The sequence below is a fragment of the Xenorhabdus kozodoii genome, assembly GCF_002632875.1.
GTDB classification, from domain to species: Bacteria; Pseudomonadota; Gammaproteobacteria; order Enterobacterales; family Enterobacteriaceae; genus Xenorhabdus; species Xenorhabdus kozodoii.
Genome location: NZ_NJCX01000005.1, coordinates 40,585 through 57,557 on the forward strand (window position 1 = coordinate 40,585; position 16,973 = coordinate 57,557).

General features: G+C 43.3%; 15 protein-coding genes, 1 tRNA gene and 4 pseudogenes. 11 read left to right on the forward strand and 9 right to left on the reverse strand.

What is annotated here, in order from left to right:
- Positions 1-444 precede the first annotated feature (444 nt).
- The 6 genes from cobA to Xkoz_RS04360 all read left to right on the forward strand — a co-directional run bounded on the left by cobA (position 445) and on the right by Xkoz_RS04360 (position 6,207).
- Positions 445-1,245, forward strand: a complete 801-nt coding sequence (gene cobA / locus Xkoz_RS04330) for a uroporphyrinogen-III C-methyltransferase (RefSeq protein WP_099140932.1) — start codon at positions 445-447, stop codon at positions 1,243-1,245.
- A complete protein-coding gene (gene cobD, locus Xkoz_RS04335) occupies positions 1,232-2,305 on the forward strand; it encodes a threonine-phosphate decarboxylase CobD (protein ID WP_099140933.1) in 1,074 nt (357 codons plus the stop codon). Before cobA ends, cobD begins: the two co-directional genes overlap by 14 nt.
- Positions 2,298-3,158, forward strand: coding sequence for a GHMP family kinase ATP-binding protein (locus Xkoz_RS04340; protein ID WP_099140934.1), 861 nt, complete (start codon positions 2,298-2,300; stop codon positions 3,156-3,158). Before cobD ends, Xkoz_RS04340 begins: the two co-directional genes overlap by 8 nt.
- A gap of 82 nt (positions 3,159-3,240) precedes the next feature.
- Entirely contained in the window at positions 3,241-3,594 is a 354-nt protein-coding gene (locus Xkoz_RS04345) for a tRNA-binding protein (protein WP_099140935.1), read from the forward strand.
- Between the two features lie 695 nt (positions 3,595-4,289).
- Positions 4,290-4,715 (forward strand): JHE-like toxin PirA, encoded by a 426-nt coding sequence (locus tag Xkoz_RS04355; protein ID WP_099140936.1) that lies wholly within the window; start codon positions 4,290-4,292, stop codon positions 4,713-4,715.
- 214 nt (positions 4,716-4,929) lie between these two features.
- Positions 4,930-6,207 carry an insecticidal delta-endotoxin Cry8Ea1 family protein gene (locus tag Xkoz_RS04360; RefSeq protein ID WP_099140937.1) on the forward strand — a complete coding sequence of 426 codons (1,278 nt, stop codon included), beginning with the start codon at positions 4,930-4,932 and terminating at the stop codon, positions 6,205-6,207.
- Between the two features lie 143 nt (positions 6,208-6,350).
- On the opposite strand, the pseudogene Xkoz_RS25520 reads toward Xkoz_RS04360, so the two are convergent.
- Positions 6,351-6,579: pseudogene (locus Xkoz_RS25520) on the reverse strand (IS1 family transposase); the annotation flags it as partial.
- Positions 6,580-6,862: 283 nt separating this feature from the next.
- Between Xkoz_RS25520 and Xkoz_RS04370 the strand changes: the two are divergent.
- Positions 6,863-7,141, forward strand: a complete 279-nt coding sequence (locus tag Xkoz_RS04370; RefSeq protein WP_099140939.1) for a hypothetical protein — start codon at positions 6,863-6,865, stop codon at positions 7,139-7,141.
- Positions 7,142-7,154: 13 nt separating this feature from the next.
- Positions 7,155-7,757, forward strand: a complete 603-nt coding sequence (locus Xkoz_RS04375; protein WP_099140940.1) for a LysE family translocator — start codon at positions 7,155-7,157, stop codon at positions 7,755-7,757.
- Here the strand turns inward: Xkoz_RS04375 and Xkoz_RS04380 are convergent.
- Positions 7,754-8,074 (reverse strand): annotated as a pseudogene (locus Xkoz_RS04380) (hypothetical protein); the annotation flags it as partial. The gene Xkoz_RS04375 and the pseudogene Xkoz_RS04380 overlap by 4 nt on opposite strands.
- 128 nt (positions 8,075-8,202) lie before the next feature.
- On the opposite strand from Xkoz_RS04380, the gene Xkoz_RS04385 reads away from it, so the two are divergent.
- Entirely contained in the window at positions 8,203-9,003 is an 801-nt protein-coding gene (locus Xkoz_RS04385) for an AraC family transcriptional regulator (RefSeq protein ID WP_099140941.1), read from the forward strand.
- Between the two features lie 82 nt (positions 9,004-9,085).
- Here Xkoz_RS04385 and Xkoz_RS04390 read toward each other — a convergent pair.
- Positions 9,086-9,187, reverse strand: a pseudogene (locus tag Xkoz_RS04390) (integrase domain-containing protein); the annotation flags it as partial.
- A gap of 64 nt (positions 9,188-9,251) precedes the next feature.
- On the opposite strand from Xkoz_RS04390, the gene Xkoz_RS04395 reads away from it, so the two are divergent.
- Both Xkoz_RS04395 and Xkoz_RS04400 read left to right on the forward strand, forming a co-directional pair.
- Complete coding sequence (locus Xkoz_RS04395) at positions 9,252-9,986, forward strand: DUF2931 family protein (protein ID WP_244183391.1); 735 nt, start codon at positions 9,252-9,254, stop codon at positions 9,984-9,986.
- Positions 9,987-10,243: 257 nt separating this feature from the next.
- A pseudogene (locus Xkoz_RS04400) lies at positions 10,244-10,414 on the forward strand (IS1 family transposase); the annotation flags it as partial.
- Here the strand turns inward: Xkoz_RS04400 and Xkoz_RS04405 are convergent.
- The 6 genes from Xkoz_RS04405 to xerD all read right to left on the reverse strand — a co-directional run bounded on the left by Xkoz_RS04405 (position 10,380) and on the right by xerD (position 16,872).
- Positions 10,380-10,453 (reverse strand) — tRNA-Gly (locus Xkoz_RS04405). The pseudogene Xkoz_RS04400 and the gene Xkoz_RS04405 overlap by 35 nt on opposite strands.
- 170 nt (positions 10,454-10,623) lie before the next feature.
- Positions 10,624-12,138: a lysine--tRNA ligase gene (gene lysS, locus Xkoz_RS04410; RefSeq protein ID WP_099140942.1), complete on the reverse strand. Its 1,515-nt coding sequence runs from the start codon at positions 12,136-12,138 to the stop codon at positions 10,624-10,626.
- A 9-nt stretch (positions 12,139-12,147) separates the two neighbouring features.
- Positions 12,148-13,246, reverse strand: a protein-coding gene (gene prfB / locus Xkoz_RS04415) for a peptide chain release factor 2 (protein WP_099140943.1) whose coding sequence is annotated in 2 segments (ribosomal slippage) — positions 12,148-13,170 and positions 13,172-13,246 — 1,098 coding nt in all. Because the reading frame shifts where the segments join, the coding sequence is not laid out codon by codon here.
- A 168-nt stretch (positions 13,247-13,414) separates the two neighbouring features.
- On the reverse strand, positions 13,415-15,148 hold the full coding sequence (recJ, locus tag Xkoz_RS04420; protein WP_099140944.1) for a single-stranded-DNA-specific exonuclease RecJ: 1,734 nt from the start codon (positions 15,146-15,148) through the stop codon (positions 13,415-13,417).
- 83 nt (positions 15,149-15,231) lie between these two features.
- Positions 15,232-15,933: a bifunctional protein-disulfide isomerase/oxidoreductase DsbC gene (gene dsbC / locus Xkoz_RS04425; RefSeq protein ID WP_099140945.1), complete on the reverse strand. Its 702-nt coding sequence runs from the start codon at positions 15,931-15,933 to the stop codon at positions 15,232-15,234.
- A gap of 33 nt (positions 15,934-15,966) precedes the next feature.
- Positions 15,967-16,872, reverse strand: coding sequence for a site-specific tyrosine recombinase XerD (gene xerD / locus Xkoz_RS04430; RefSeq protein ID WP_099141119.1), 906 nt, complete (start codon positions 16,870-16,872; stop codon positions 15,967-15,969).
- Between the last annotated feature and the right edge of the window lie 101 nt (positions 16,873-16,973).

Sequence of the window (16,973 nt, forward strand, 5' to 3'; positions counted from 1 at the left end):
AAATGGTTTATTTGAAATGAAAACAAAATAATCACCCTTGATATAATAAAGTTATTTTTAGATCGGTGAATATTTTCAATGGAAAACAAATTTCAATTTAAAAATGATCAATGTTTAAAAATAAGAATGTTGATATAAATCAAATTTACTTATCCCACATTGAAGTAATAATTATAAAAATCTTGAAATTGCCATGGTGTTATTTATAAGAACAAGAAAAAGACCATCAAAAAAGCAATAAAATATATACCAGTCCAACTTCAAGTTGCAGATTGCAGATTGCAAGCCAATGAGAGTGTTCATATCTCCTCGCGCCGCGGGGAGATATAAGACGCATCTTGAAAGTAAACGGGTATATAAAGCAGAATTTACTTTGAATAAAAATAAAAAAACAAATTGTTTATCACCCTATAAGCATATTTTTCAACCCATAGAGGTAATCCAATGAATAAAGGCAATGTGTGGTTAGTGGGTGCCGGCCCTGGGGATGCGAGTTTAATCACCGTCAAAGGGTTGCACTGTATTCAATCTGCGGATGTTATTGTCCACGACCGTCTCGTCAATCCTGAGCTTATTGCTCAGGCGCCAGACCATTGTGAAATGATTAATGTTGGAAAAGAACATCATTACCACCCCATCCCACAAGAAGAGATTAACCAAATTCTGGTCAGACAGGCGCAGGCAGGCAAGCAGGTTGTGCGCCTAAAAGGCGGTGATCCCTACGTGTTTGGCCGCGGTGGGGAAGAAGCGGAAGTGCTGGCACAGCATGGCATCAAATTTGAAGTCGTCCCAGGGATCAGCTCCTCAATTGGTGGATTGGCCTATGCCGGCATCCCCGTTACCCACCGTCATTACGCATCAAGTTTCCATGTTGTGACAGGGCATACTTCCCAAGGTAACGAGCAACAGGATTGGAAAATACTCGCCCAACTGGAAGGTACATTAATCATCCTAATGGGGATGACCCGCCTGATGGAGATCTGCCAACAATTGATGTTATACGGCAAATCCCCCACCACGCCTGCGGCGGTGATCATGTACGCCAGCCATCCCAAACAACAAAGTGTTATCGGTACGCTGGAAACCCTGGCAGTAAAAGCAGAAGAGAAAAATCTGCATGCGCCCGCACTGATTGTGATTGGGGATGTGGTTAATCTGGGGGCAATCCTCGCCTTCCCTCCCACTTTCCGGCCTCCTTCGACAGTGAAAGTGCCCCTCACGGAGCAATGCCATGAGGGGACATGAACATGGCGGCAATATCATTGGCATCGCTGAGCAATATGGCCTTCCTGCCAATGAACTGATTGATTTCAGTGCCAATATCAACCCGTTGGGTGCACCGGCACGGGTCAAAGCATTGATCAAAAATAGTCTCTCCGCGATCGAACAGTATCCTGATGTGGAATATCGCCATTTGCATCAGGCCATTGCAAAGGCCCATCAATGCGATGACGCCTCGGTCATCGCAGGCAATGGTGCAACAGAGCTGATTTATGCCGTCACCCGTTATCTCAAGCCCAAACGAGCGTTGCTTCTTACCCCAGGATTTGCCGAATATCGACGTGCCTTGCAGCACATTGGCACAAAAATTATCGACTATCCATTAACCAAAGCAGCCGGGTTTCAACCTGACTTGCGCCTGCTGGATACCCTCTCCACAATTCAAGTCGATTGTGTTTTTATCGCCACGCCCAACAATCCCACCGGATTAATGCCAGATGCGCAGTTTATGCAATCGCTGGTGGAATATTGCGAGCGTCAAGGGATCGCACTGATTGTCGATGAATCTTTTATTGATTTTCTACCGGATAACCGCGGGTTGATACCGCAACTGGCAGCAACAAAACAGCTTTATATATTGCGTTCAATGACAAAATTTTTTGCCATCCCTGGGTTACGTTTAGGCTATTTAGTCAGCGGAAATACAGCGGGAATTACAGAAATAAAAAATCAACGTGAACCGTGGTCAATTAATGCGTTTGCCGCGCGGGTGGGTGAGATGTTGTTTGATGAGCATGACTATATTGCGGCGACACACCAATGGCTAGCATCACAACGACATTATCTCTGGACTCAGCTTTCAACCTTCCCTGAACTGACTGTCTGGCCACCATCGGCTAATTTTCTGTTCTTCCACTGTGATAAACCCGATTTATGGCGCACTTTACTTAAGCATCGGTTATTAATTCGCCATTGTAAACATTATGTCGGATTGGACGAATGTTACTATCGCATAGCGGTACGCAGTGAGTGGGAAAATCAGCGCCTGATCGCAGCGATGCAACAGGTTTTTACCTGTGGCTGAAGCCGCTTGCCCCGCTTCCTGCGGAGAACTGCTCCAAGGATGGCTGTTTGGGGGAGAAAAGTTAATTTCCTGTCCAATCGACTGGTTTAGTTGTGTTTCCGTGAGTGAAGGTGTGCCGATACCCCATGAGCGACCACGTATGCGCCAGATAGTCAATTTACTGCTGGATTACTGGCAGGAACCGCCAGAATTCACGTTTGGCCTGCGTATTGAGTATCAATCGACCATTCCGATCGCCAAAGGCATGGCCAGCAGCACGGCGGATATTGCCGCTACCGCCCAGGCCACCGCCAGATTATTGGGTAAGTCACTGGAACACACCGAGCTGGCGCAACTCTGTGTCAAACTGGAGCCAACGGACAGTACGATATTCAAACCATTAACGCTGTTCGATCATCTCACCGCCCAGACCCAGATTCCCTTCGATTGGCAACCGGATATCGATATTTTGCTGCTGGAAAGTCCGAAAACCATTTTGACAAAAGCCTATCATCAACAGGTTCATCACTCACAACTGCGGGCTAACGCCCCGTTACTCCAGCAAGCATGGCGGCAATTTTGTACCGCAAACCAGCGCCATGATCATTATCGCCTTGGGGAAGCCTGCACATTGAGCGCCATCGCCAGCCAATCGCTATTACCGAAACCCTGTTTTGACCCACTACGGGATTTAGCCGAACAGACGGGGATTTATGGCCTGAACGTTGCCCATAGCGGCAGTGTCGTCGGCCTGTTATTCGATTCCCATCGCCATGACGCAAATTACCTGCGTTGGTGGCTGCATCAAAAGAAAATTTCTAGGCACTATCCGAAAATCCACCAAGTTAGGCTGATTGCGGGGGGTGTTCGCTAATCAGTTGATATCACTTTTCGCTAGCCATTCTGTCACCTTCCCTTTATTCTGGATAACATAATTTAAACAATGAGTTACCACTATGACAGATATGAACTTCGAACCTGCAACAATGGATTCTTTTATGTCACTCGACATTCGCGTTGGCAAAATTATCAAAGCAGAAAAAAATGAGAAAGCCATCAAACCCGCCTATAAACTTTATATCGATTTTGGCAGTGATATCGGCGAAAAACAAAGCTCTGCCCAAATATGCCAAAACTACACGGCAGAACAACTAATCGGTAAGCAAATACTGGCAGTAGTGAATTTTCCCCCAAGGCGGGTGGCAGGATTTAAATCCGAAGTTTTGGTATTGGCCGCCGTTTGTGACGAACAAGGTACTGTCCTTATCCAGCCAGAAAGAAATGTGAATTTAGGCACCCGCATGCTGTAATTTTTTAAGCCAAAAAGTAGGGATATCATGAGAACACAGAAAAGATGTATGGGTTACGTTGCTATCGTCGTAGATGATATGGCGTCCATTTCTGTGAAGAGCCTCGGCAAGAAGAATATGGTATGGTCGTCGTTTTTGAAGATATTTATGGAAACCGCTGGGATCTATACCCTATGGATTTCAAGATGCAGCGCGGCGGCAAGGGAATGAACCCCCAGGAGCATAGATAACTCTGTGACTGGGGTGAATGAGCGCAGCCAACAAAGCGGCAACTTGAAAGACGACGGGTATATATCAAAATACGATCGCTTAACGTTCGTCTATAAGTATGACCATTAGCCCAATGATATTGGGCTATATTGAATGACATTATTATTTATTTATAGAAACAAACTTTCATCATTAACCCAACAACTATTTATATTTTACACCAATAAAATTAACAATCTTATTTAAAACATACAAGCCATTATTTACCCATACCCATTGATAAATATTATCCATATTAAAATACTAACAACATCATTTCAATAAGCGATATAATTTTTAACCCAAACTTACATTTTTTATATTTTATCACATCATGTAAATAGGTTTAAAATACATTTCGTCATGATATATGGATTTATTCCCAATAATATCAATAAAAACACAGGGCTATATTCTAACAAACCTTTAAAAAAGGATAACATCTTATGAGTACAATCAATATCAATATAAATAGCAGTACCGTTACCGTCATCACGAATAACGGAGAAACGCCAGTCCCACTCACTTACAATACAAATACACCTGAATCAGAACCTCTTACCGTCAATCCTTATAGGGATATGACAATAGAGCCACGCTCTTCTATTGAAGCAACAAGGATTGATACACCGATTATTCCCGAAACACGCCCTAATTACTATGTAGCCAATTCAGGCCCGGCTTCATCAGTTAGGGCCGTTTTTTATTGGTCCCATTCTTTCACATCACAATGGTTCGAATATTCCTCTATCATCGTCAAAGCCGGGGAAGATGGCATATTAGAATCACCAAGCAATTCTTTATATTACAGCAAAGTCGTCATTTATAACGATACCGATAAACGCGCCTTTGTGACGGGATATAATAAGTAACAATATAAAATCTATACCTAATTGATTTTCATTGCATAACTATCAGTCTATACCCTATGGATTTCAAGATGCAGCGCGGCGGCAAGGGAATGAACCCCCAGGAGCATAGATAACTCTGTGACTGGGGTGAATGAGCGCAGCCAACAAAGCGGCAACTTGAAAGACGACGGGTATAAAACATTATTTAACGAAGGAATTAAGGTAGAATAAAATTATGAATACCACTCTGATTAATGTATCTGAAAAAGAAACATTGCCTGTACAAACTGATATCATGCTTATCGCGCCTTATTCAGTATCGACCCCCGATTATGAATGGGATATGTCCTCACTCATCAAGGATGCCATTATTGGTGGCGTAGGGTTTATTCCCGTCGTAGGTTCCGCAATGTCCTTCCTGCTAGGATTATTTTGGCCCCAACAGAAAGATAATACTTGGGAGCAAATTCTCCAAAAAGTCGAGCAGATGATCGAGAATGCCCAGCTAAATACGATTAAAGGAATACTTAATGGCGATATACAAGAGATCAAAGGAAAAATGGAGCATGTACAATACATGTTGGAAACCTCGCCAGGCAGTCAAGAAAGTCATGATGCCTATATGTTCCTGGCCAGATATCTGGTGAGTATCGATGAGAAATTTAAGTCTTTTGATAATAAAACAAACTATCAAATTTTGCCGATGTATACGAACACGGTTATGTTGCAGATCCCTTATTGGAAAATGGGGATCGAGAAGAAAAATGATATTGGGCTGACCGATATTGAAGTCAATGAGTTAAAACAGCTTATCGACAAATTGGTTGACAGAGCCAGGAACTATATTCATACGATGTATGAAAGAGAATATGATAATGCCATCAACACCTCAACCGCGGCGAGCGTCACTAATAATTTATTGTCCGTCAGAGGATATTGCCTGTTACACGGTTTAGAGTGTATTGAAACCATTGAACATCTGCAAAATAATAGCCTTAATAGTGGTTTCTATCCTAAAACCATTAGTTATTCAACGGTATTTGATCGTCCCACGAACAAAACGAGAATTCAGGCTCTGACCGAAGATGACCAAATGCAAGAGCCTTTCAAGCCAGCTTTAATTGGCGGTAAGTACAATAAAATAAAATCATTGCTTGGCTATGTACGAAGAATTGGGAATGCCCCCAGAGTGGGGGGAATTAAGGTCACCTTTACCAACGGATCATCTTATACACTTGGCACAGTCACATCAGAAACGGACTCAATTGAGCTAAATGAGAGTGTTATCGAAAGATTAGAAGTATGGGGCAATGGTGCTGTTGATGAGGCATTATTTACGTTAAGCGATGGGCGCCAACTCAGGATCGGCGAGCGCTACGCGAAAAAATACAGAAAATATGCTGTTGATGGACACTATATTTCAGGGCTGTACTTAGCCAGCGATGAACCTTCCCTTGCTGGTCAGGCCGCAGGTATTGCCGTTTCATACCATATGCTTGCTGATAAAAAATAATACCTGACTCATTACAAATTGATTAAAAGGCGTATCCCTGGTTATATACCCATCGCCTTTCAAAAGGCGTCTGATATTTCCCCGCTGCGCGGGGAAATATCAACATTCACATAGGCTTGCTGGTCAGGGATTAAATGGTTATTTCCAGTCAAATGAGCTTCCCCGGGAAGGTTGTCATAAACAACATAATCATCCGTGCAGTAAAACCGAATAGTAAAGGGCGATAAAATAGTAAAGGGCGATAAGAGAGCAAGTAGCGTGTCTAACGCTTTTCTACTGCGATTGCCAAAAACATAGGTCACTATTCATTTCAGGTGGGGATTCCCAGGCATACCAGAGCCAGCGTTGATTTTTTGTTCCCACAAATGACCAACTAAGCAATCTCATCCCATGTATCTCAACGGATTGAATATGTACCCCATTGTTTCAGGATATCTTGAAATAGATTCAAGACTCTTATCTTTCGTAATTATATACCAATCCAACTTCAAGTTGCAGTTTGTAAGCCAATGAGAGTGTTTATATCTCCCCGCTGCGCGGGGAGATATAAGACGCATCTTGAAAGGCGACTAGTATATAAACAACAATTTTGTGCAATATTTAACATTTAGGTAGGAATATCGTTAATGTCAATTTAACTTAAGAGAATTATGAGATGATATTTAACACGGATAACTTTTGGATTAGGACTCCCCAAAAAATCACTTCCATCGCGACTCTTGGACCTGAAGGAACAAGCAGTCAATCAGCAGCGAAATATCTGACCAACTTAATTGGAGGCCCCTTAGACATACTTCTTTTTGATACTTTTGAACTCGCCTCTGAGTATGTGGAACAAATAATTTTAGGTACAAATAAAAGAATATATGACTCTACAATAGATTTGCAAGAACATCGCTTTATTAATGGTTCTGGAGAAGTAACTGATTTTTAGGAGGTAGAATCTTATGTCTCAATTAATTGCAATGGCAGTTTTTGCCCTTGTAACTTCTATATCGCCAGGACCTGTAAACATAATAGCGACAGTTACCGGAGCCAATTGCGGATATATTCGAACTATCCCACATATCACCGGTGCTACAATTGGTTTTGTATCGATTCTATTTTTACTAGGCTTTGGGTTAGCTCAAGTTATAAATGAGGTGTCATATCTAACCGAAATACTTACCTATATAGGAGGCTGTTTCTTGTTATACCTGGCATATAAAGTTGCTATGCAAAACCCAATGATCGGTGATGAGAGTGAACGAGATACCCGTGCTCCATCCCTTATACAAGGAATAATGTGCCAATGGCTTAACCCGAAAGCATGGATTGTATCTTTAGCAGGCATATCTGTTTTTAATAGTCACGATGCAGAGATTAATACACTACTCCTTTTTTGTGCGATTTTTTTTATTGTCTGTTATGCATCACTTTCAGCATGGGCTATTTTGGGAATAACGATTAGGACAGTTTTGGACATACCTAAACATTATAAGCTTTTCAATCTCACGATGGGCTTATTGTTAGCAATTACGGTCGTATATACTTTTTTTATGTCAAGTTAGGGCTGCTGATGTTTTAAGATCATCATCCATTCAACCCACATTGGTAACCAGATAATGATAAATGCCAGTGCCAACATACTGGCATAATTCCGTTCAAATTTATCGTATCCTGTTGCTATTGCACTAAAGTGTTTAACTCTGGCGAACTGAACAGGTAAGCCATAACTATCGATTATCAAATGGATTTTGGTTGAACATCCTCTACAACTTTTGCCAATAGCCCCATCATCATCTGAAGCCACTCCTGCACTATATTGGTGAGCGCGGACGATACTTCCGTGCATTAACGCAGATAACTTATTCCAATGGAAATCTGTGTTAACATGATCCGCGGCATGATGGTGAGATCGGGTCGTTTTTTGGCGAAAGTAATTATATCAAATCATCTTACTGTTTAATAATCCCTCACAAAACATCAACAGCGCCTGGAAGGGTATGAACACAAATGACCAAGCAAAAATTCTATCGTTCGAGCGCAGTACCCATTGAGCTACGCTCTTCTAAAAACTCGAAAGCCTGTTACGGGAAACACACTCATAAAGAATTTTCCATTGGAGCTGTAGATTGTGGTTATAGTGATTACTTCAATAGTAATATTAAGCGTAGAATACAAAAAGGTTCTCTTGTCATCATTAACCCTCTGGAGGTTCATTCATGCAACCCAATACCAGATACAAATTGGAGCTACAAAATGTTGTATGTATGTCCCAAATGGTTAGGTTATGTGCAATCGATGGTTATAGGTGAAAGAGTAACAAATTTTATTCCGTTCTCAATTAATCATACCGATTCTCCAAAACTTTATATACAGTTTCAAGAATTAGCCAACACAATTATTCTTGATAAAGACAAAATGAAAACGGAAGAAGAAAGCATCTCTTTTTTTTCCAATCTGTTTTCACAGTCCAATTCCATACCTTTAGAGAAATTTGTACCAAAAGATAATGTATCTAAGGCGTATGAATATATTTGTGAAAATTTCCGAAGCAATATATCGATAAAGGATATTGCTGTTCACTCTCAATTGAGTGAATATCATATTATCCACGCATTTCGAAAGGCATATGGTATTACTCCACATGCGATGCAAATCGCAATGCGCATTAATGAAGCAAAAGTACTTTTGAAGCAAGGAATGAATATAGCGTCTGTAGCAACTGAATTAGGTTTTTATGACCAAAGCCACTTTCATAGAAACTTCAAAAAATTGGTTGCAGCGACGCCTGCGGAATATAAAAAAATATAAGTCACATATTCAATCCGTTGAACTACCTGACCCAGAAAAAGCATCCTTACGATTTTGATATCTTATTTAGCCTATATTGTTGGTAAAAATGCAAAGCATCCTGTGCCCAGGCATAGCGCAAACTGTGGGGAGAGTGGCAGCCTGTTAAACCAATCCTTGTGGCATGTGTCCGCCAATAGTTCATATAGCAGAATCATATTAATATGATTCTGCTATATTTTTGATAAAAACGGTAAGGATATTTCAAAATGAGGAGAAAGATATTAATTTTATTCATTATCATAGGACATGTCCTGCTGATATTAGGGGGATTGGCTTATATATACATTACAGAGCTTGCTAAGGCGTTTGGATATTCAGAAAACCGTGTGGTGAATTACAAGCCGATTGTACGTCACAGTGAGCCACTTCCCTATAACAGGTGGGAATTTAAATTCGTTACGCCGAAATATTTTTACGCCAGCATCAGCTTTGTCCAGTTTTGGGATGAAGATGACTATATCGTACAAAAATTTATGCCTGATGGTGCCAATTCAGACTTTAGCAGCACAGACAGATGGGATAAAAAGGCAGGGGGAATTAGCAGTGCCGTAAAAAATCACGGTGAAGCCCTACCTCAGTCATTATTGGTTTGCTGGGATTCGGTGATCGATAAAAAAACCTATCAGACAAAATTTATTTTTACGCCCGATGTCAGAAAATTGATGAGAGAACCTTCTGCCGGGCACTTGATTAAAGATCGCATATTCTATCGTGATACGCTATTTATTGGCCTGGCTCCAGGTGGAACCGCCAAGGCTTGGTTACGGGGTTATAGTAAAAATGACGGCAATAATATGTTGGTCTCTACAGGTGAATCCGTTTCTGGCGATAAGATGACGGTATGCCAAGATAAAACAAACCATCCTGATGGCTATGGTGAATATTCTGAGGAAATAAAATCCTTTATCAAGGGGAAAGAGTACCCTTATGGAGAATGGTAAAACGTTTGTCTAAAACCATCACAACATCAGAAATGAATATCAGTTATTTATAGTTTCTGATGTTGGGGTTGATTTAATCATTAGTAACTGAATTTATTAAAGCACAACAAATAATGATACCGTTACTGTATTAGATATTAGGATTACAGTCCTTAGTTGTATTTATTTTCTGGCTTTATGATAACAACCCATTCATTGGGTCATGTATTAAATAGTTAGTGATATGCTTCCAGCTTTATAAGGATGAAGCATGACCAAAATTTATCCAGCGTATAGAGAGCACGAATTTAACCCAGCGTACTCGAATAAAAAGGCTGAATAGAGAAACTATCAGTTATTCAAAATCCGAAGAAATGCACGATAAGGTAATAGGGATTTTAAGAAATGTTCATTTGGAGCGGGTGAGGGGAATCGAACCCCCGTCTTAAGCTTGGGAAGCTTCTGCTCTACCATTGAGCTACACCCGCATCAACGAAGTGATGGCGTCAAATATATACCCCTTACTGAATCTCAGCAAGCAGTATATCGTTAATATCTGTCTATATTTCAGCCAGTTGTTTAAGCCTGTTTGATGAATGTAAAAACGCCCTGTCTGATTAACCGGATAGGGCGTTTCACTGATATTAATCAAAAATGATTATTTATGAGGACGCATTGCCGGGAAAAGAATAACGTCACGGATGGTATGGCTGTTAGTGAACAGCATCACCATGCGGTCGATACCAATTCCTAAACCCGCTGTTGGCGGTAAGCCATGCTCCAGTGCCGTCACGTAGTCTTCATCGTAGAACATCGCTTCGTCGTCACCTTGATCTTTCTGGCGAACCTGCTCTGCAAAACGTTCTGCCTGATCTTCCGCGTCGTTTAACTCCGAGAAGCCGTTACCAATTTCACGACCACCGATGAAGAATTCAAAACGATCAGTTATGAATGGGTTGTCATCGTTACGGCGTGCCAGCGGAGAAACTTCTGCCGGATATTCTGTAATAAATGTCGGCTGAATCAGGTGGCTTTCCGCGGTTTCTTCAAAGATTTCACACTGAACGCGACCCAAGCCCCAGCCTTTTTCAACATCAATCCCCAGGGATTTCGCGATAGCAACCGCTTTGTCCATATCATCCAAATCGGCCATATTGGTTTCTGGACGATATTTGCAGATTGCTTCTTTCATGGTCATCTTGACAAAAGGCTTGCCAAAATCGAATTCCTGTTCACCGTATTTCACCCACGTTGTACCCAGCACTTCTTGGGTCAACGTACGGAACAGTTCTTCGGTCAGGACGATCAGATCTTGGTAATCCGCGTAAGCCATATAGAGTTCCATCATGGTGAACTCTGGATTGTGGCGTGGAGAGACACCCTCGTTACGGAAGTTGCGGTTGATTTCGAAAACACGCTCAAAACCACCGACCACCAAACGTTTCAAGTACAGTTCCGGCGCAATGCGCAGGTACATGTCGATATCCAGCGCGTTATGGTGCGTAATGAATGGACGCGCACTTGCACCACCTGGGATCGCCTGCATCATTGGCGTTTCAACTTCCATGAAGTCTTTTTTGGTCATGAAGTTGCGTAATGCAGACATCACGCGGGAACGGATCTGGAATGTCTTGCGTGATTCATCATTCGAGATCAGATCCAAATAGCGCTGGCGATAGCGAGTTTCCTGATCCGCCAAGCCGTGAAATTTATCCGGCAGTGGGCGCAATGCCTTAGTCAGCAGATGCAACTCAGTACAGTGGATGGATAGTTCGCCTGTTTGAGTTTTGAACAGCTTACCGCGTGCGCCTAAAATGTCACCCAAATCCCATTTCTTGAACTGAGTGTTGTAAATGCCTTCCGGCAAGTCATCACGGGAAACGTAGATCTGAATGCGACCGCCCATATCTTGCAGGGTGGCAAAAGATGCCTTGCCCATGATGCGACGTGTCATCATGCGACCCGCAACCGTCACTTCAATGTCAAGCGCTTCCAGTTCTTCCTTAGTCTTGGCATCGTATGTTGCATGCAGATCTGCGGAAATGTTTTCGCGACGAAAATCATTTGGGAAAGCAATGCCGTTGCTGCGCAAAGCAGCCAGTTTTTCACGGCGGGTTTTCAGTTCGTTATTTAAATCAGGAGCCTGTTCAGCACCTTGCTGTTGTTGCGACATTTTAGTTCCTCATAGGCCAGCTTTTAGGCTTGCTTCAATGAATTTGTCCAAATCCCCATCCAGCACAGATTGTGTATTGCGGGTTTCTACGCCAGTACGCAAATCTTTAATGCGGGAGTCATCCAAAACGTAAGAGCGAATCTGACTGCCCCAACCGATGTCCGATTTGTTCTCTTCCATTGCTTGTTTATCTGCATTCTTCTTCTGCATTTCCAGTTCGTACAGTTTCGCTTTCAACTGTTTCATCGCCTGGTCTTTGTTTTTATGCTGAGAACGGTCTGTCTGACATTGGGTTACCGTACCCGTCGGTACGTGGGTGATACGTACTGCCGATTCGGTTTTGTTAACGTGCTGACCACCCGCACCAGAAGCGCGGTATACATCAATGCGTAAATCAGCCGGGTTGATCTCGATATCAATATCATCATCCACTTCTGGATAGATAAAGGCAGAGCTGAATGATGTATGACGGCGACCACCTGAATCAAAAGGACTTTTACGTACCAAGCGATGAACACCCGTTTCTGTACGCAACCAACCGTAAGCATATTCACCAATGATCTTGATGGTGGCAGATTTCAAACCCGCAACGTCACCATCAGACTCTTCAATAATCTCTGTCTTGAAGCCTTTGGATTCTGCCCAACGCAGGTACATGCGCATCAACATGCTGGCCCAGTCTTGTGCCTCTGTACCCCCCGATCCCGCTTGAAGATCCAGATAGCAGTTTGCGTTGTCATATTCGCCAGAGAACATGCGACGGAATTCAAGTTGGCCTAATTTCTCTGTGAGCTGTGCCAATTCAGCGACGGCTTCATCGAAGGTTTCTTCGTCATCAGCTTCAACGGCCAATTCCAGTAAGCCGTTTACATCTTCTAACCCTTGAGTCAACTGATCGATGGTTTCTACGATGCTTTCAAGTGATGAGCGTTCTTTACCCAACGCCTGTGCCCGTTCCGGTTCATTCCAGACATCAGGCTGTTCGAGTTCAGCATTGACTTCTTCTAGGCGTTCTTTCTTGGCATCATAGTCAAAGATACCCCCTCAGAACGGCTGTCCGCTCAGACAGGTCCTGAATGTGATTTTTTACCGGATTAATTTCAAACATATTTCGTGTCTTATACGTTGTGTATTATTGAATAAACGATGGTCGCATGGATATTTTCGAACCGTGCATTGTAACGGATCTATCGAAGGGTTTATACCCTTCATCTTTTAAATTGCCGCCTTGTTATTGGCTGAGTTGGCTGCGCTGCGCTCGAATATCTCAGTTCATTCAATCGAGCCAAATATGCTGGATCAAAAGCTGAACATCACGATGACCGCGAAATTCGTTAATATCCAGTTTATAGGCCAATTCTACCGTTTTGATACTATTATCCGGCCAACGACTGACATCAATGTTAAATGCGATGCCATCTAACATGGGTCCGCCATTTAATGGTTCAAGCATGACTTTCAGGTGCTTTTCACCCACGAGGCGTTGTTGCAATAGCTTGAATTTGCCATCAAAAACAGGCTCCGCAAATGCCTGCCCCCATGGGCCGCCCTCACGCAGAATTTCGGCAATGTCCAGCGATAACTCTTCCAATGCTAATTCACCGTCGCTCCAGATCACACCTTCAAGTTGGCTGATATCCATCCAGTCTGCCACCAGCCCGGAAAAACAGCGCTGAAAGAGGTCAAATTTGTCTTGTTCAATCGACAATCCCGCCGCCATCGCATGTCCGCCAAACTTCAACATCAGCCCTGGATGCAGGGTATCAAGACGCTCAAGTGCATCGCGCATATGTAAACCATTTACGGAACGCCCTGAGCCTTTCAACGTGCCATCGCCCACCGGAGCAAAGGCAATAACGGGACGGTGGAAGCGCTCTTTAATGCGTGAGGCCAAAATACCCACGACCCCCTGATGCCATTCGGGATGGTAAATAGCCAGTCCATAAGGGAGCTGAGTATGAGTGCGCTCGATTTTGTCGCAAATCTGCAAGGCTTCTTGCTGCATGCCTTGTTCAATTTCCCGACGGGTTTGGTTCAGTGCATCCAGTTCACAAGCAATCTGGCGGGCTTGTACCTTATCATCGGTCAGCAATAACGCCACCCCAACAGACATATCATCCAGCCGACCGGCGGCATTTAATCTGGGTCCTAATGCAAACCCCAAATCACTGGCTACCAGTTTTGTCGATTCCCGTTTGGAAATTTCGAGCAGCGCCTGTATCCCGGCACAACAGCGTCCGGCTCGAATGCGATTAAGTCCTTGGTATACCAGAATGCGGTTATTGGTATCGAGGGGAACAACATCGGCGACTGTGCCTAATGCCACTAAATCAAGCAGCTCCGCTAAATTGGGTAATGGAATGCCTTGTTGTTCAAACCAGGCCAATTGACGCAATTCAGCCCTGAGAGCAGACATCAGATAAAATGCGACGCCAACCCCTGCCAAGGACTTAGAAGGAAAAACACAGTCAACTAAGTTGGGATTGATCATGGCATCTGCGGCGGGCAGTGTTTCACCCGGTAAATGGTGATCAGTCACGATGACCTTAATGCCATGTTGATGGGCTGCGGCGACCCCATCGTGGGATGAGATCCCGTTATCCACGGTGATAATTAAGTCTGCATTTCTTTTGACAACTTCATCAACCACCTGAACACTTAACCCATAACCATCTTCAAAACGGTTTGGAACAAGGTAATCAAGGTTACGATATCCCATTGCCTGTAGGGCACGGATGCTCAATGCGGTGCTGGTCGCGCCATCTGCATCAAAATCGCCAACAATCACAATGCGCCAATGTTCATGTAATGCAGTGACCAGCAAGGCAACCGCCTGCTCAATGCCGTTGAGGGATTGGTAATTAAGAAGTCCCTTTGCACTACGTTCCAGTTCATCAGCTTGACGTATGCCACGCATAGCGTATAAGCGGCGCAATAGTGGATGAATAGTGTCAGGAAGATGATCAGAAGCCGCCGCCAGTCGGCGGCGGAGTTGTATTTCTCTACTCACAGTTTTTTATTCACTGATTTTTATTAACTCGTTTTTAATTTACCCACTCATCTTCACGACATGGGATACCTGATCGATTTCGATCATTCGCCATGTTGTGTCAATGCAGCCAGCAAATCTTGGGGTGACAAATAACCACCAAGTACAGTGCCATCTTTTAGAACGATCGCCGGTGTCCCTCGGACGTTAAACTGCAAGCCTAGCTGATATTGTTTCGCGATATCTGTCTTGCACGCTTTAATTGGGGAAACTTTCTCGCCTTTGAAAGCAGCGTTCAGTGATTTGTTTGGCGTCGCACTGCACCAAATGGATTGCATATCTTTGGCTGATGAGTGTTCCAAACCATGACGAGGGAATGCCAGATAACGGACAGTGATCCCTAAGTCGTTATATTCTTTCATGTTCTCGTGCAATTTGCGGCAATAACCACAGGTAATGTCAGTAAAAACAGTCACAACATGTTTTTCTTTTGGCGCTTTGTAAATAATCATTTGATTTTTCAAAGCCTCCAGTTTTTTAACCAGAACCTGATTACTGACATTTTTTGGGACTTCGCCACGAATATCGTAAAGTGGCCCTTGTAACAGGTAGTTACCATCATCAGACACGTATACAATGCCCTGATCGGTTAAAACGGCATTCACACCTGACAGTTTTGATGGCGTGATACTTTCTGCCTTAAGCCCCATTTTAGAGAGTGACTTATTGATAGCGTTCTCATCCGCAAAGGCATTGTTGGCAACAGCAGTCAACAGTAATGAAAGGCAAAACGCAATTTTCTTCATTATTTGTTCCTTAATTGTCATCTGACTCCGCAGCTAACCACGGGGATGATGTTGTTGATGCAGCATTTTGAGACGTTCAGTTGCTACATGGGTGTAAATCTGGGTTGTGGAGAGGTCGCTATGGCCTAATAACATCTGCACAACACGTAAGTCAGCGCCATGATTAAGTAAGTGGGTTGCAAAAGCATGGCGTAAGACATGGGGTGATAAACGTTCAGCATTAATGCCCGTCAATACAGCATAGTGTTTGATCCGATGCCAAAACGTCTGCCGTGTCATCTGTGTTCCCCGCTTACTGGGGAAAAACACATCGGATACGGCCCCATTCAATAACCACGGGCGTCCATGTTCCAAATATTTTTCCAGCCAATAAACCGCTTCTTCTCCCAAAGGAACCAATCTTTCCTTATTTCCCTTTCCCACTATTCTGACCACGCCCTGGCGTAAGCTCACATCAGATAAAGTCAGGCTAACCAATTCTGATACTCGCAATCCGCAAGCATAAAGGACTTCCAGCATGGCCTTATCCCGCAGTTCAATGGGTTGGTCAACCAAAGGCGTGTTAAGCAGATCTTCAACTTGCTTTTCGCTGAGATCCTTAGGCAAACGTTTAGGCAATTTAGGTGCAGATAATAATGCAGTCGGATCATCTTCCCGCATTCTTTCACGATATAGGTACTGAAACAACCGCCGCATTGCACTCAGCAAGCGGGCTGAACTACTGGCTTTATAGCCGCCATCCACGCGTTCAGCCAAAAATGATTGTAATTCTATCGGCTGCACTGAAAGTAAATCGTGACCATAATGTACCAGCCAATTGTTCAAGGCTTGTAAATCAAGCCGATAAGATGCCAGGGTATTTTCAGCCAAACCTTTTTCCAGCCAGATGGTATCGAGAAATTGTTCTATCAGGGGATTATCCGATGAATGCGGTTTAATCGAATTATTTTCCGATAATGGGTTGTCTGACCGGTTGTGTTTTCTTGGCACAACGCCTCCTTTTTATCTGCTGATCTGTGCCTTCCAATCGGCTATTATGC